Origin of the sequence: Mesorhizobium sp. BR1-1-4 (genome assembly GCF_020165375.1) — a bacterium.
GTDB classification, from domain to species: domain Bacteria; phylum Pseudomonadota; class Alphaproteobacteria; order Rhizobiales; family Rhizobiaceae; genus Mesorhizobium; species Mesorhizobium australicum.
Map to the genome: position 1 here is coordinate 160,622 of NZ_JAIUIB010000001.1, position 12,875 is coordinate 173,496.

General features: G+C 63.8%; 13 protein-coding genes and 1 riboswitch. Of the genes, 6 read left to right on the forward strand and 7 right to left on the reverse strand.

The genetic code is table 11. From position 1 onward, the window contains the following. The first annotated feature begins 85 nt into the window (after positions 1-85). A complete protein-coding gene (locus LB571_RS00830; RefSeq protein WP_015315301.1) occupies positions 86-667 on the forward strand; it encodes a CarD family transcriptional regulator in 582 nt (193 codons plus the stop codon). 78 nt (positions 668-745) lie between these two features. On the opposite strand, the gene LB571_RS00835 is transcribed toward LB571_RS00830, so the two are convergent. From LB571_RS00835 to LB571_RS00845, 3 genes are all read right to left on the reverse strand, one after another. Next, the gene (locus LB571_RS00835; protein ID WP_224591601.1) at positions 746-1,516 is read right to left on the reverse strand and encodes an amino acid ABC transporter ATP-binding protein; all 771 of its coding nucleotides are present in this window, start codon (positions 1,514-1,516) and stop codon (positions 746-748) included. Continuing rightward, on the reverse strand, positions 1,513-2,193 hold the full coding sequence (locus LB571_RS00840; RefSeq protein ID WP_027141826.1) for an amino acid ABC transporter permease: 681 nt from the start codon (positions 2,191-2,193) through the stop codon (positions 1,513-1,515). The genes LB571_RS00835 and LB571_RS00840 overlap by 4 nt, the downstream gene beginning before the upstream one ends. A 137-nt stretch (positions 2,194-2,330) precedes the next feature. Further along, complete coding sequence (locus LB571_RS00845) at positions 2,331-3,104, reverse strand: amino acid ABC transporter substrate-binding protein (protein WP_140822547.1); 774 nt, start codon at positions 3,102-3,104, stop codon at positions 2,331-2,333. Between the two features lie 301 nt (positions 3,105-3,405). Here LB571_RS00845 and LB571_RS00850 point away from each other — a divergent pair, with 301 nt between their 5' ends. After that, on the forward strand, positions 3,406-4,269 hold the full coding sequence (locus LB571_RS00850) for an RNA polymerase factor sigma-32 (RefSeq protein WP_015315297.1): 864 nt from the start codon (positions 3,406-3,408) through the stop codon (positions 4,267-4,269). A 16-nt stretch (positions 4,270-4,285) separates the two neighbouring features. On the opposite strand, the gene LB571_RS00855 is transcribed toward LB571_RS00850, so the two are convergent. The 4 genes from LB571_RS00855 to thiB all read right to left on the reverse strand — a co-directional run bounded on the left by LB571_RS00855 (position 4,286) and on the right by thiB (position 9,449). Continuing rightward, positions 4,286-5,755, reverse strand: coding sequence for a M48 family metalloprotease (locus LB571_RS00855; RefSeq protein ID WP_023784820.1), 1,470 nt, complete (start codon positions 5,753-5,755; stop codon positions 4,286-4,288). Between the two features lie 229 nt (positions 5,756-5,984). Beyond that, positions 5,985-6,761 (reverse strand): thiamine ABC transporter ATP-binding protein, encoded by a 777-nt coding sequence (gene thiQ / locus LB571_RS00860; protein WP_224591604.1) that lies wholly within the window; start codon positions 6,759-6,761, stop codon positions 5,985-5,987. Continuing rightward, on the reverse strand, positions 6,754-8,382 hold the full coding sequence (gene thiP / locus LB571_RS00865) for a thiamine/thiamine pyrophosphate ABC transporter permease (protein ID WP_224591608.1): 1,629 nt from the start codon (positions 8,380-8,382) through the stop codon (positions 6,754-6,756). The genes thiQ and thiP overlap by 8 nt, the downstream gene beginning before the upstream one ends. Positions 8,383-8,450: 68 nt before the next feature. Then, complete coding sequence (gene thiB, locus LB571_RS00870; RefSeq protein ID WP_224591610.1) at positions 8,451-9,449, reverse strand: thiamine ABC transporter substrate binding subunit; 999 nt, start codon at positions 9,447-9,449, stop codon at positions 8,451-8,453. Positions 9,450-9,493: 44 nt separating this feature from the next. After that, positions 9,494-9,608, reverse strand: a riboswitch (TPP riboswitch). 86 nt (positions 9,609-9,694) lie between these two features. On the opposite strand from thiB, the gene LB571_RS00875 reads away from it, so the two are divergent. From LB571_RS00875 to LB571_RS00890, 4 genes are all read left to right on the forward strand, one after another. Beyond that, the gene (locus tag LB571_RS00875) at positions 9,695-10,354 is read left to right on the forward strand and encodes a thiamine diphosphokinase (RefSeq protein WP_224591612.1); all 660 of its coding nucleotides are present in this window, start codon (positions 9,695-9,697) and stop codon (positions 10,352-10,354) included. A gap of 1 nt (position 10,355) precedes the next feature. Next, on the forward strand, positions 10,356-12,176 hold the full coding sequence (locus LB571_RS00880; protein WP_224591614.1) for an ABC-F family ATP-binding cassette domain-containing protein: 1,821 nt from the start codon (positions 10,356-10,358) through the stop codon (positions 12,174-12,176). A gap of 151 nt (positions 12,177-12,327) precedes the next feature. Then, complete coding sequence (locus LB571_RS00885; protein ID WP_140822558.1) at positions 12,328-12,570, forward strand: type II toxin-antitoxin system CcdA family antitoxin; 243 nt, start codon at positions 12,328-12,330, stop codon at positions 12,568-12,570. Further along, on the forward strand, positions 12,570-12,869 hold the full coding sequence (locus LB571_RS00890) for a CcdB family protein (RefSeq protein ID WP_015315289.1): 300 nt from the start codon (positions 12,570-12,572) through the stop codon (positions 12,867-12,869). The genes LB571_RS00885 and LB571_RS00890 overlap by 1 nt, the downstream gene beginning before the upstream one ends. The last annotated feature ends 6 nt before the right edge of the window (positions 12,870-12,875 follow it).

Sequence of the window (12,875 nt, forward strand, 5' to 3'; positions counted from 1 at the left end):
TGTTGTGCGGCTAATGATCGGTGACCCCGATCACGTGAGTTCAGCCGGCACCGCCGCCGGCCCACAACAAGGAGTTCAGGGCGTAATGGCAACGATCACCCCGCAGAAGAAGTCCACAGCTGCACGTCACGGTTTCAAGACCGGCGAGTTCATCGTCTATCCGGCGCATGGCGTCGGCCAGATCGTCTCGATCGACGAGCAGGAAGTGGCCGGCCACAAGCTGGAACTGTTCGTCATCGACTTCCAGAAGGACAAGATGCGCCTGAAGGTGCCGGTCGCCAAGGCGACCTCGATCGGCATGCGCAAGCTGTCGGAAGAGGATTATGTCGAGCGCGCGCTGAAGGTCGTGCAGGGCCGCGCCCGCGTCAAGCGCACCATGTGGTCGCGCCGCGCCCAGGAATATGATGCCAAGATCAATTCGGGCGACCTGATCTCGATCTCGGAAGTCGTGCGCGACCTCTATCGCGCCGACAACCAGCCGGAGCAGTCCTATTCCGAACGCCAGCTCTACGAGGCGGCACTCGACCGCATGGCCCGCGAGATCGCGGCCGTCAACCGCATGTCGGAAACCGAAGCCGTGCGCCTGATCGAGGTCAACCTCAACAAAGGCCCCAAGCGTGGCGCCAAGGCCGACAATGAGGAAGCCGAGCAGGAAGAAGCTGCCTGAGCTTTTTCGCATTCAAGTTGACGAAAACCCGGCCTCGCGCCGGGTTTTTGTTTTTGGGGAAGGCCGCGATTGTCGCGCCTATGCGCCTCCGTCTTTCTCCGCCGCCTCCTGCTTCAGCGTGGCGATAAACCGCTTGGTGCGTTCGCGCTCCGGATTGCCGAACAGCTTGGCGGATGGCCCTTGCTCGACGATCACGCCAGCATCGAGGAACACCGCCTCCTGGGCGATCTTGGAGGCCAGGCGCAAATCATGCGTCGCCATCACCATAGTCGTTCCCTCGCTGGCGAGCTGACCCAGCACATCGACCACCTCCTGCGCCAGCTCCGGATCGAGCGCCGAAGTCGGTTCGTCGCACAGCAGTACCTTCGGCGATGGCGCCAGCGCACGGGCGATCGCCACGCGCTGCTGCTGGCCGCCCGACAACGTCGCCGGCCAGGCATCCGCCTTGTGCACCATGCCGACCTTCTCCAGCAGCGCGAGTGCCCGCTCATGTGCCTTCTGCGGCGACCATTTGAGCACCGTGACCAAGCCTTCCATGACATTTTCGATGGCTGTGCGATGCGGAAACAACTGGAAATTCTGGAACACCATGCCGGTCTGCAGGCGCAGACGCCTTATGTCCGCCGCCGGCACCTTCCCGCCCGGGCGGAACTCAAGCGTCTCGTCGCCGATCCGCACCGTGCCCGAAGTTGGGATCTCCAGCAGGTTGATGCAGCGCAGCAGGGTGCTTTTCCCCCCGCCGGAAGGGCCGACAAGCGCGGTGACGCTGCCTTCGGCGATGGCGACAGTCACCCCCTTCAGCACGAGATTGTCGCCGAAACGCTTTTCGATGTTGGTGAGACTGATCATGAGCGTGCCTCCAGGAAGCCGCCATAGCGGTTGAGCCGCTCCTCCAGTCGCGTCTGCAAGGCCGACAGTACCGAACTCATCGCCAGATAGAGGATCGCCGCCTCGACATAGAGGATGAGCGGCTCATAGGTGGTGGCGACGATGCGTTGCGCCGCCTGGAACATCTCCGGCACGGTGATGGCGGCGGCCAGCGACGTGTCCTTGACCAGCGAGATGAAGGTGTTGGAGAGCGGCGGTACCGCCACCCGTCCGGCTTGCGGCAGAATGGTGCGCCGCATCGCCTGGCTCCAGGTCATCCCGATCGAATAGGCGGCCTCCCACTGGCCCTTGGGCACCGAGCCGATGGCCGCCCGGATGATTTCCGACGTGTAGGCCCCGATGTTGAGCGTGAAGCCGATCAGCGCCGCCGTGAAGGCGTCAAGCAGGATGCCGACCGACGGCAGGCCGTAGAAGATCAGGAAGAGCTGCACCAGGAGCGGCGTGCCGCGGAAGATCCAGACATAGAAGCGCACGAGCGCCACCAGCGGCTTCGGGCCGAACAGCCTGCCGAGCGCCGCGCCCAGCCCTACCGTCAGGCCGAGCACGAAGGACAGCAACGTCAGCGGCACGGTAAAGATCAACGCTGCCCACAGCAGCGAGGGCAGCGAGTCCAGCATCAGTTGCAGCCAGTGCGGCACGAAAGATCCTCCGGAATGGACGGGGAACGTCATCGAAGCGCGAATGCGCCAGCCATATCACGACAAAAGCGGCGAGCCGTCAAAGACGACTCGCCGCTGGATACATCACAGGGCGACAGCCGGCCCCGCTTGGTGAATTACTTCGAGACGTCCTGGCCGAAATAGGTGTCGGCGATCTTCTGGTAGGTGCCGTCCGCCTTGATGTCGGCCAGCGCCTTGTTGATGGCCGCGACCAGCTCCGGATCGCCCTTGCGCACGATGACGCCGGAGTAATCGGCATTCTCTTCCTGGGCGGCGATCTTCACATTGGCGTCGGGCTTGTGCTTCTTGAAGTCGAGGAACGACAGGCTGTCATTGATGGTAGCGTCCGCACGGCCGGTCAAAAGCAGCTGGATCGACTGGTCGAAGCCGTCGGTGCCGACCAGTTCGGCGCCATTGGACTCGGCCAGCTTGCCGAAATTGGATGTCAGCGACTGCGCCGACTTCTTGCCCTTGAGGTCGGCGAAGGTCTTGATGTCGGTGTTGTCGCCGCGCACGATCAGCACTGCCTTGGAGGCGATATAGGGATCGGAAAAGTCGTACTTGGCCTTGCGGGCGTCGGTGATGCCGACTTCGTTGATGACGGCATCATAACGGTTGACGTCGAGGCCGGCGATCAGCCCGTCCCACTTGCCTTCGAGGAACTCAGCCTTGACGCCGAGCTTATCGGCGATCGCCTTCGCGATCTCGACATCGAAGCCAACCAGCGCGCCGGAAGCGTCATGGTAGGTGAAGGGAGCGTAGGTGCCCTCCGTACCGACTTTGATGATTCCGGCCTGCTTGATCTGGTCGAGATTGGCGCCGGCGTGGCCCGATGCGACGGCCAGGGCCTGCAACGTTCCGGCGATGATGAGCGACTTGAGCCATTTCATTTTTCTGTGATCCCGTCCTTGGCCGGTAACCCGGCATGTTGTGAGGGCTGGAAAATGACAGATGCAGGTCGAAAAAATAAGGAATGAAATTTCAAAGAGAGGGCCTTCCAGAAATCAAATTCTCCGGAAGGAATTCATTCGCAGGCTCGGAAGTTGCAGACAGCTGCGCGGACGCTAGCGCTCGCCCTGCCCGCACCGGCGGAACCTTTCTCGCGCATGACAGTTTTGGCTGTTGTAGGGCACGCCGCCGTCATTTCAAGCCGGTGTCTGCCATTTGCCTCGCCGAGCCACGGAGCGCCTTATGATGGAAGACACGGCAGGACGGATCATGGTCCGCGCGGCAATGAAGGCGCCCTATCTCGAGCGCGAGGAGGAGCATCGGCTGGCATTGCTCTGGAAGGAAGACAACGACCAGAACGCGCTGCACAGCATCACCGTCGCCCACATGCGGCTGGTTATTTCCATGGCCTCGAAATTCCGCCATTACGGACTGCCGCTCGGCGATCTGGTTCAAGAGGGCCATGTCGGACTGCTCGAGGCCGCCGCCCGTTTCGAACCGGAGCGCGAGGTGCGGTTCTCGACCTACGCGACGTGGTGGATCCGCGCATCGATGCAGGACTACATCCTGCGCAACTGGTCGATCGTGCGTGGTGGCACCAGTTCGGCGCAAAAGGCCCTGTTCTTCAATCTCAGACGCTTGCGTGCGCGTCTCGCGAACGGCGCCGAGCCGCTCTCCAACACAAATCTCTACCGCGAGGTTTCGGTTGCGCTTGGTGTATCCGAGGCTGATGTGGCGATGATGGATTCACGGCTGTCGGCTCCGGATTCTTCGCTGAACGTGCCGCTGGCCGACGATGCGGGCGGCACCGAGCGGATGGATTTCCTGGTCTCGGACGATCCCTTGCCGGACGAAATTGTCGGCGACAAGATCGATGTCGCGCGCCGCTCGCTCTGGCTGAAGGAAGCGCTTCACGCACTCAACGCGCGTGAACTCAGGATCATCGAGGAACGCCGGCTGAATGACGAGGGGGCCACGCTCGAGGCGCTCGGCGAGACGCTCGGCATCTCCAAGGAACGTGTCCGCCAGATCGAGGCGCGCGCCATGGAAAAGCTCAAGGTCGCGCTGGTGAAGCAGAATCCGGAATTCATGGCGACCGCCGCCTGATCTCCCGCTCGGACTTTTATTTGTCGGTGACGATCTTGACCTTGTCGCCGGCCGAAACCGCGGCCCCCGGCGACAGCGCATTGAGCACGCGGAACAGGTCGAGCTTGCGGTCGACGCCAACCATCTGCGCGGCAAGCGACCCCATGGTCTGTCCCGGCTGCACGGTGAGCACACGAATATGCAGTGGCTTCAGTGCCGCCTTCTCGGCGGGGCTGAGGATGCGGAAGGAGCCGCTGACCGAGCGCGCCACCGTTTCAAGCGAGGTGCTGGCCGAGGGGGCCGCGGTCAGCAATCGGTAGACCTGGCCGCCGGCGCGGATCACAGCGATATCGAACTGCCAGCCTTCGGCGCCTGCATGGGCGGTCGCCGCCTCATTGCCGTTGATGGTTTCCTGCTTGACGGTGCTGTCGTCGAGGCCGGCCACCCAGCCGCTTCTGATATAGTCGGTCAGGGCGCGGTTCTTGTCGATCGAAACGCCGTCGAAGCGGATCGCTATGTCGCCGGGACCGGTCGCCGTCACCGCCGCCGCCGAATTGTCGATGATGAAACCGTCCGGCACCGTGAACGACACGCCCAAGCCTGGATGCAGGAAGGTTTCGCCGCGCACATAGCCTTCTTCCGGCGTGTCGCCGTAAAGCAGGCCGTCTATGCCGGCGAGGAAGGAATCGCGGTCGCGTGTACCGAAGCCTGGCGCACCGAACTGGCGGGCGTGCCGCTGTGCCAAATCGATGCGTTGCGGCGTGTTGGGGTGCGTCGCCAGGAAGTCGAGGCTGGCGTCGGTGGCGCCGCTGATCGAGCGGAAATCGGTATAGGCCGACATCGATTGCAGGAAGCGGCCGGCGGCATAGGGATCGTAGCCGGCTTCGCCGATCGACTTGATGCCGATGGCGTCAGCCTCAAGCTCCTGGTTGCGCGAGAACTGCGCCAGCCTGAGCTTGCCGCGGATAAGTGCAGCCTTGGCGGTCGGGCTGTCGCCAAGCACATCGGAAACGACCTTGGTCGCCAGACCTTCCTCGGCCTCCAGCTGCTGGCGCTGCAGCCCATGATTGGCGGTGACGTGGCCCATCTCATGCGCGATGACGGCGGCGAGCTCGGACGAATCATTGGCCAGCGCCAAGAGGCCGCGCGTTATGTAGAGATAGCCGCCCGGCAGCGCGAAGGCGTTGACGTTGGGCGAATTGAGGATGGTGATGCGATAGGTCTGGGTTGGGTTCGCCGACACGACGGTCAGATTACCGACCACCTTGGCGACCATGCGTTCGAGCTTGGGATCGGAATATTCGCCGCCATAGGTCGCCAGGATGCGCGGATGCTGCGCCTTGGCGAGTTCCGCGAGCTTGTTGTTGGCGGCGACATTGTCGACCGTGATCGGCTTGTCGGATGGCTGGAAGCCTGATTCCTGGACTTCCGGAGGCGTGAACATCTGGCAGCTTGCCAGCGCCACGGCAAAGCCGGCCAGCGCCAGAAAGCGCGCCAGCGGGTTCATTCGTAGCCTGTCAACGCCGATCGCCAGAACGGCTTCCTTTCAGGTCCCTGCGCATGACCACATGCGCAAAACAAACTGCTACAGTATCCGTCACGCGCCCCTCGGAGCATGCGGCGGAAGCTGTAGGCAAATCACGGCCTGTGCCGGACCGGTATCGAGCGGACCTAGCCACACTACTCCAGTCATGGCAAGCAAGCGCCACATTGCATCGAGCCGGTTTGAGCGTAAATTATGTCCGCTTCCGGGCAATATCTCGTGATAAGGAATCCCCGGCACCGGCTCCGATATAGCGCCGGAATGCCTCCGGACCAGCCCCGGCAAAGAAATCATCCGCCGTGCCGATAGCGGCGACCGCGCCGTTCTCGATAAACACCAGCCTCTGACCGATACGGCGCGCATCTTGTGGCTGATGCGTGACGAAGAGCACCGTCATTCCACGCTCGGCATGCAGGCCGGCAACCAGGTCGAGCATATCGTCTCGCAAGGCGGGCCCAAGCGAAGCGAAGGGCTCGTCGAGCAGCAGCACCGGGCGATCACGCACCAGCACGCGAGCCAGGGCGACGCGCTGGCGCTCACCGCCGGAAAGTTCGCGCGGCAGCCGCTTCTCCTTGCCGGCAAGGCCGGTGCGCGCAAGCGCATCGGCGATCGCAGCGCGATCGGCTTCGGCCAGCCGCAACGATGGCGAACGGCCGAGCCCGACATTCTGCTCGACGGAAAGATGCGCGAAAAGGTTGTTTTCCTGAAAAACTATCGACACTGGCCGCGCCGCCGGTGGCGCGGTGCTGACATCGGCCCCGCCGATCAGCACGCGGCCGGATCGCGGCGGCTCGAACCCGGCCACCAGATTGAGCAGCGTCGACTTTCCGGAGCCGCTCGGTCCCATGATGGCGGTGATTTGCCCCGCCGTGAACTCGGCATCGAAGGCGAACGACGCCTCGCCATAGCTGAACGAAACCTTGTCCAGCCGCACCGAAACCCCTTTGCCGCCAGCCGCCCCGTCAGACATTGCGGGCCGTCTCCTTTCCCAGCCGGTCCGCTGCCAGCACCAGTGCCAGGCAGACAAGGCCGAGCAGCAGCGCCAAGCCGGCGGCGTCCTCGGTTCGGTAGCTGCCCATGCGCGCCAGGAGAAGGTAGGGCAAGGTCTGCACGGAATCACTGCCGAACAGGGCGATGACGCCGAGATCGCCGAGCGACAGTGCCATGGCGAAGGCAAAAGCGGTGGCCAGCGGCCGCCGCAACGTCGGCCAGTCGACCAGCCACAGTCTTGACCAGCCGGAAATTCCGAGCTGCGCGCAAAGCCGCTCGTGACGCTCGCTTGCCGCGTCATAGGCGGGACGGATGGCGCGCAGCGCAAAAGGCATCGCCATGACAGCGTTGACGGTGACGACCATGAGCGGCGCGATGGCAAAGACATCGCCGACATGGCGCAGCAACAGGAACCAGCCGGCGCCGACGACGATCGGCGGCACGACCAGGACAAACCCGGCGCCCGTATCGGTGGCATGTTCGAGCAGTGTCCTTGCCCCGAAGCGGCGGTTCGACGCTAGCGCCCTGCGCGCCATGGTCAATGCCAGCGAAAGCATCACCGAAAGCAAGGCCGAAAGGAAAGCGAGCACAGCACTGGTCAGCGTCGCCTGACGGACAGTGGCCTCGCCGGCAAGCCGGCCGAGGTCGGCGCCAAGTCCGGCCGCCACGGTCGCCGCCATCGGCCCGGCAACGAAGAGCAAGGCCAACACGATGAGCGTCGCGTTCAGCCAGGCTTCGGTCCTGTTGACGGAGAGGTAGCGGCGCGGCGCGACCGGCAGGTTGACGTCGCCGACGACGTCGGCTCCGAGCCGGGTCAACGCCAGCACCACGATGAAGGTCAAGGCGATCTGCAGCGTTGTCAGCGCGACAGCCCTCGCGGGATCGAAATCGAAGCGCAATGCCTGATAGATGCCGACTTCGAGCGTCGTCGCGGCCGGCCCGCCGCCGAGCGTCAGCACGATGGTGAAGGATGTGATGCACAGCATGAAGACAAGTCCGGCGACACCGGGCAGCGCGGCACGCAGCGTCGGCCACTCGATCAGCCGGAATGCCGGCGGCGCCCCCATGCCGAGCTGGCTCGCCAGCCGCCACTGGTCGGAGGGAATGGTCCGCAGCGCCTCGAGGAACAGGCGGGTGGCCAGCGGCAGATTGAAGAAGACATGGGCGACGAGAATGCCGGACAGGCCATAGATGCCCGGCCAACCCTGGCCGCCGACGACGCTGAGAATGCCGGAGAAATATCCGGCGCGGCCATAGAGCGCAAGGATGCCGAGCGCCGCGACAATCGCCGGCAGCGCCAGCGGCACGGCGAAGAGCTGCAGGATGAAGGCACGGCCGAAAAACCGTGGATGCCGCGACAGCGCCCGCGCCACGAGCAGGGCCGGCCCGACCGAGAGCAGCGTCGACAGGGCCGCCTGCCAGAGCGTGAAGCGCACGACCCGGAACAGGTAGGGATCGAACGCAGCCCAAGCGCCGGAAAAATCGCGAGCGCCTTCGACAAGCAGCCCCGCAAACGCGCCGCCGATCAAAATGGCGATGGCGGCGAGCCCTATCACGCCGGCTGTGATGCGGGGATCAGAGCGGGTTTGCACACCGCACATCAACGATTGGGTGAAGCTTAGGGAGCGTCGCCGTAGAGCGTTCATCTCACGAGATTAGCCCACAAAACCTACTTGCTCATAACCGCCAGCCATTCATCGACCCAGGCCTTGCGGTTGGCCGCCACCTCCTCCGGGCTGAACAGCAAGGTTTTGGTCGGCTTGACCAGTTTGTCGAAGGCGGGGTTGAGCGGCTTGTTGGTCTTGCCGGCCGGGAACATCCAGTTGGTCTCGGGGATGGCGTCCTGGAATTTCGGCCCGGTCATGAAGGCCATGAACTTTTCCGCCAGCGGATTCTTGGCGCCGGTCGTGGTGATGCCCGCGACCTCGATCTGCAGATATTCGCCTTCCTCGAACGAGGCCGCCTGATAGCGCTCGGTGTTCTCGGCGACCATGTGGTAGGCCGGCGAGGTGGTGTAGGACAGCACCATCGGTGCCTCGCCCTTGGTGAACAGGCCATAGGCTTCGCTCCAGCCCGGCGTCACGGTCAGCACCTTGGTCTTGAGCTTGGCCCAGGCCTCCGGCGCCTTGTCGCCATAGACCGACTTCATCCACAACAGCAGGCCAAGACCGGGCGTCGATGTGCGCGGGTCCTGGATGACGATCTTGTCGTCGGCGCTACCCTCGACCAAATCCTTCAGGCTTTTCGGCGGCGATTTCAGCTTCTGGGTATCGTAGACGACGGCGAAGTAGCCATAGTCGAAGGGAACAAAAGTATCGTCGCTCCAGCCACCCGGCACCTTGACGTCCGTTATTGCGCCATGTGGCGCGAACAGGCCCGAGGCCTTGGCATCAGCGGTGAGATTGGTGTCGAGACCGAGCACGATGTCGGCCTTGGTCGAAGCGCCTTCCAGCTTGACGCGGTTGAGCAGCGCCACGCCATCGGCGACCGAGACGAACTCGAGATCGCAGCCGCATTCTGCCTCGAATTCCTTCTTCACCACGGGACCTGGACCCCAGTCGGCGGTGAAGCTCCCATAGGTGTAGACGGTGAGCTTGTCCTTGGCCAAGGCCGGCCCGGACAGGGTCACTGCCGTGGCAGCGACCAGAGAATATAAAAGCGTGCGCATCGGCGCCTCCTTCGTTTGCGTTGAAAAGGAATTGAGGCGTCGGAGTGTCCGAAACGTCTAATCCCTCCGCCGGTACAAACCGGATCAGGTTCAGCGGGTTGGCGACACTGCCTCTCAGCCGGCCCGCGAAATTCGCGTCCGGCACCCCGTTAGAGCGTTTCGACACATAGGCCGGGCCGATGACCCGCGCAAGTGGGACTTTGCCGCCTTCCGTTTCCCGTGCCGGGCTGGTAAGGCGACGGGATATGAGCACATTCACCATCCTGCTTGGCGGCGACCTCATCCGCACGCCTCGGCTCGACCGCCAGGTCGAAGGCTCGCGCGTCATCGCTGCCGACGCCGGCATCGGCCATGCGCGGATGCTGGGCCTCGTGCCGGAACTGTGGGTGGGTGATTTCGACTCGGTCCCGGCTGATCTGCCCGCCGACCTCGCCGCCGTGCCGCGGCAAACCTTCCCGGCGGAAAAGGACAAGACCGACGGAGAACTGGCGATCGCGGCCGCACTGGAACGCGGGACGACCCGCCTTGTGCTGGCGGGCGCCTTCGGCGGCAAGCGCGCCGATCACGCCTTCCTGCATCTGGCGCTTGGCCTGCGGCTGGCCGAGGCCGGAATGGATGTGCTTCTGACCAGCGGCGCCCAGGAAGGTGTTCCCTTGCCGCCCGGCAGGGCCGGCTTCGATTATGCCGACGGCACGCTGTTCTCGATTCTCGGCTTCTCCGAACTCTCCGGCCTGACCGTCGCCGGCGCCAAATGGCCGCTCGACAAGGTCGAGGTGGCATTCGGTTCGTCACTGACCATTTCCAACGAGGTCAAGTTCGGCAAGACCGGGGGCCGCCTCGACATAGCGCTCGGCCATGGCCGCGCGCTGCTGCTCGCCCATCCCTATACATTGCCCGAAAGCTGACATGGCCCCGCCTCTTCTCAATCTCGACGGGATAAGACTGACCTTCGGCGGCGCGCCGCTGCTCGACGGCGCCGCCTTGACCGCTTCGGCCGGCGACAAGATCGCGCTGGTCGGCCGCAACGGGTCCGGCAAGTCGACGCTGCTCAAGATCGCCGCCGGCCTGATCGAACCACAGGACGGCGAGGTGTTCCGCCAGCCTTCGGCGACGGTGCGTTATCTGCCGCAAATGCCCGACATGGACGGCTTTGCAACCGTGCGCGCCTATGTCGAGGCCGGGCTCGGGCCCGCCGACGATCCCTACCGCGCCAGCTATCTGATGGAGCATCTCGGCCTGTCGGGCGAAGAACGGCCTGGCGACCTGTCCGGCGGAGAGGCCAGGCGCGCCGCGCTTGCCCGCGTCATGGCGCCGGAGCCCGACATCCTGCTTCTTGATGAGCCGACTAACCATCTTGATTTATCTGTCATCGAATGGCTGGAAGAAGAGCTCGTCCGGACCTCCTCGGCGCTCATCGTCATCTCGCATGACCGCCGCTTCCTCGAGCGCGTGTCGCGCGCCACAGTCTGGCTCGATCGCGGCCAGACGCGCAGGCTGGACAAGGGCTTTGGCCATTTCGAGGAATGGCGCGACCTGGTGCTGGAAGAGGAAGAGCGCGAACAGCACAAGCTCGGCCGCCAGATCGTGCGCGAGGAGCACTGGCTGCGCTACGGGGTGACGGCGCGGCGCAAGCGCAACATGCGGCGTCTGGGCGAGTTGCAGACCATGCGCCAGCGTTTTCGCGGCCATCGCGGCGCCGAAGGCACCGCGATAATGGTGGCAAGCGACGCCGCCGAATCCGGCAAGCTGGTGATCGAGGCCAAGAACATCGAGAAGAGCTTTGGCGACCTCACCGTCGTCAAGGGGTTCTCGACCCGCATCCAGCGCGGCGACCGCGTCGGCCTTGTCGGGCCGAACGGCGCCGGCAAGACGACACTTCTGAAGATGCTGACCGGCGAATTGGCGCCGGACGCGGGTTCGATACGGCTTGGCACCAATCTGGAGATCGCCACGCTCGACCAGAAGCGCGAGGCGGTCGACCCGCAAGAGACGCTGGCGCAATATATGACCGACGGGCGCGGCGAGAACCTCGTCATCAATGGCGAGCAGCGCCATGTCGTGTCCTATATGAAGGATTTCCTGTTCAAGCCGGAACAGGCCCGCACGCCGGTGCGCGAGCTGTCCGGCGGCGAACGGGCGCGGCTGATCCTGGCGCGCGTGCTGGCACGGCCTGCAAACCTTCTGGTTCTCGATGAGCCGACCAACGATCTCGACATGGAGACGCTGGAACTGCTGCAGGAACTGGTCGCCGGCTTTGCCGGCACCGTCATCCTGGTCAGCCACGACCGCGATTTCCTCGACCGCACCGTGACCAGCGTGATCGCGCCGGACGGCGGCGGGCGCTGGGTCGAATATGCCGGCGGCTATTCCGACATGCTGGCGCAGCGCGGCGGCACCAGGCTTGACGACCGCAAGGCGCGCGCCAAGGCGGAAGCCGGCGATGCGCCGGCACCGGGCAGGAGCGATCTGGCGGCGCCAAAAGGGCCGGCGAAGAAATTGTCGTTCAAGCAGAAGTTCGCGCTGGAGTCCCTACCCAAGAAGATCGAGGCAGTGACCGCGTCGATCTCGCGGCTGGAGAACAACATCGCCGACCCGGCCTATTACGAACGCGACCCGGCCTCGTTCCAGAAGACGATCGCCGCCCTCGACAAGGAGCGTGCGACGCTGGCCGCGCTCGAGGAAGAATGGCTGGAACTGGAGATGCTGCGCGAGGAGATGGAAGGGTGAAGAGCGGTCGGCCGTAGGCCGATCGATTGACAACGATTTGTCGACTGAAGCGACGAGCGCCCGGAGCCATAGTGGGGCGCTCCTTGCTGCGCCTGAGCATTGCCTCCACATCGGAATGCGCATACATTATGCGCATGTTGCGGAGGCCATTATGCGTAAGATTGCCTTGAATGCGATCCGTCAGCCAGCAAATCTGTCGATCGACTCGAACCTCATGCGGGAAGCCAAGGGGCTTAACGTGAATGTCTCGCGCGCTGCGGAAGCCGGCATCGCGGAGGCGGTGGCAGCTGAAAAGGGGCGGCTGTGGAAGCTTGAGAACCGTACCACGATGGATGCGTGGAACGACTACATCGACAAGAACGGCATCCCATTGGAAGAGTATCGGCAGTTCTGATGCCCCGCTATGATGTCTTCGCCGGTCGCGTTGAAGACAACTATTTGCTCGACGTCCAATCCGACCTGCTCGACAATTTCAAGACGCGGGTTGTCGTTCCGCTTCTGCCGGTCGCAACGGTGCCGCCGCCAATGCGAAAGCTTCATCCGATCTTCGAGATCAATGGACGGAAGCTGGTCATGGCGACACACCTGATCGCCACCGTTCCCGCAAGCGAATTGGTTGAAAGTCGGCTGAACCTGGCGAAGCATCACGATGACATCGTTGCCGCGCTCGACATGCTGTTCCAAGGATTCTGAACGGAG

Excerpts from the sequence above, each read along its gene's own strand:
- LB571_RS00850 (WP_015315297.1), top strand. The coding sequence starts at position 3,406 with ATGATGGAAGACACGGCAGGACGGATCATGGTCCGCGCGGCAATGAAG.
- thiB (WP_224591610.1), bottom strand. The coding sequence starts at position 9,449 with ATGCGCACGCTTTTATATTCTCTGGTCGCTGCCACGGCAGTGACCCTG.
- LB571_RS00855 (WP_023784820.1), bottom strand. The coding sequence starts at position 5,755 with ATGAACCCGCTGGCGCGCTTTCTGGCGCTGGCCGGCTTTGCCGTGGCG.
- LB571_RS00830 (WP_015315301.1), top strand. The coding sequence starts at position 86 with ATGGCAACGATCACCCCGCAGAAGAAGTCCACAGCTGCACGTCACGGT.
- LB571_RS00885 (WP_140822558.1), top strand. The coding sequence starts at position 12,328 with ATGCGTAAGATTGCCTTGAATGCGATCCGTCAGCCAGCAAATCTGTCG.
- LB571_RS00875 (WP_224591612.1), top strand. The coding sequence starts at position 9,695 with ATGAGCACATTCACCATCCTGCTTGGCGGCGACCTCATCCGCACGCCT.
- thiQ (WP_224591604.1), bottom strand. The coding sequence starts at position 6,761 with ATGTCTGACGGGGCGGCTGGCGGCAAAGGGGTTTCGGTGCGGCTGGAC.
- LB571_RS00890 (WP_015315289.1), top strand. The coding sequence starts at position 12,570 with ATGCCCCGCTATGATGTCTTCGCCGGTCGCGTTGAAGACAACTATTTG.
- LB571_RS00880 (WP_224591614.1), top strand. The coding sequence starts at position 10,356 with ATGGCCCCGCCTCTTCTCAATCTCGACGGGATAAGACTGACCTTCGGC.
- thiP (WP_224591608.1), bottom strand. The coding sequence starts at position 8,382 with ATGTGCGGTGTGCAAACCCGCTCTGATCCCCGCATCACAGCCGGCGTG.
- LB571_RS00835 (WP_224591601.1), bottom strand. The coding sequence starts at position 1,516 with ATGATCAGTCTCACCAACATCGAAAAGCGTTTCGGCGACAATCTCGTG.
- LB571_RS00845 (WP_140822547.1), bottom strand. The coding sequence starts at position 3,104 with ATGAAATGGCTCAAGTCGCTCATCATCGCCGGAACGTTGCAGGCCCTG.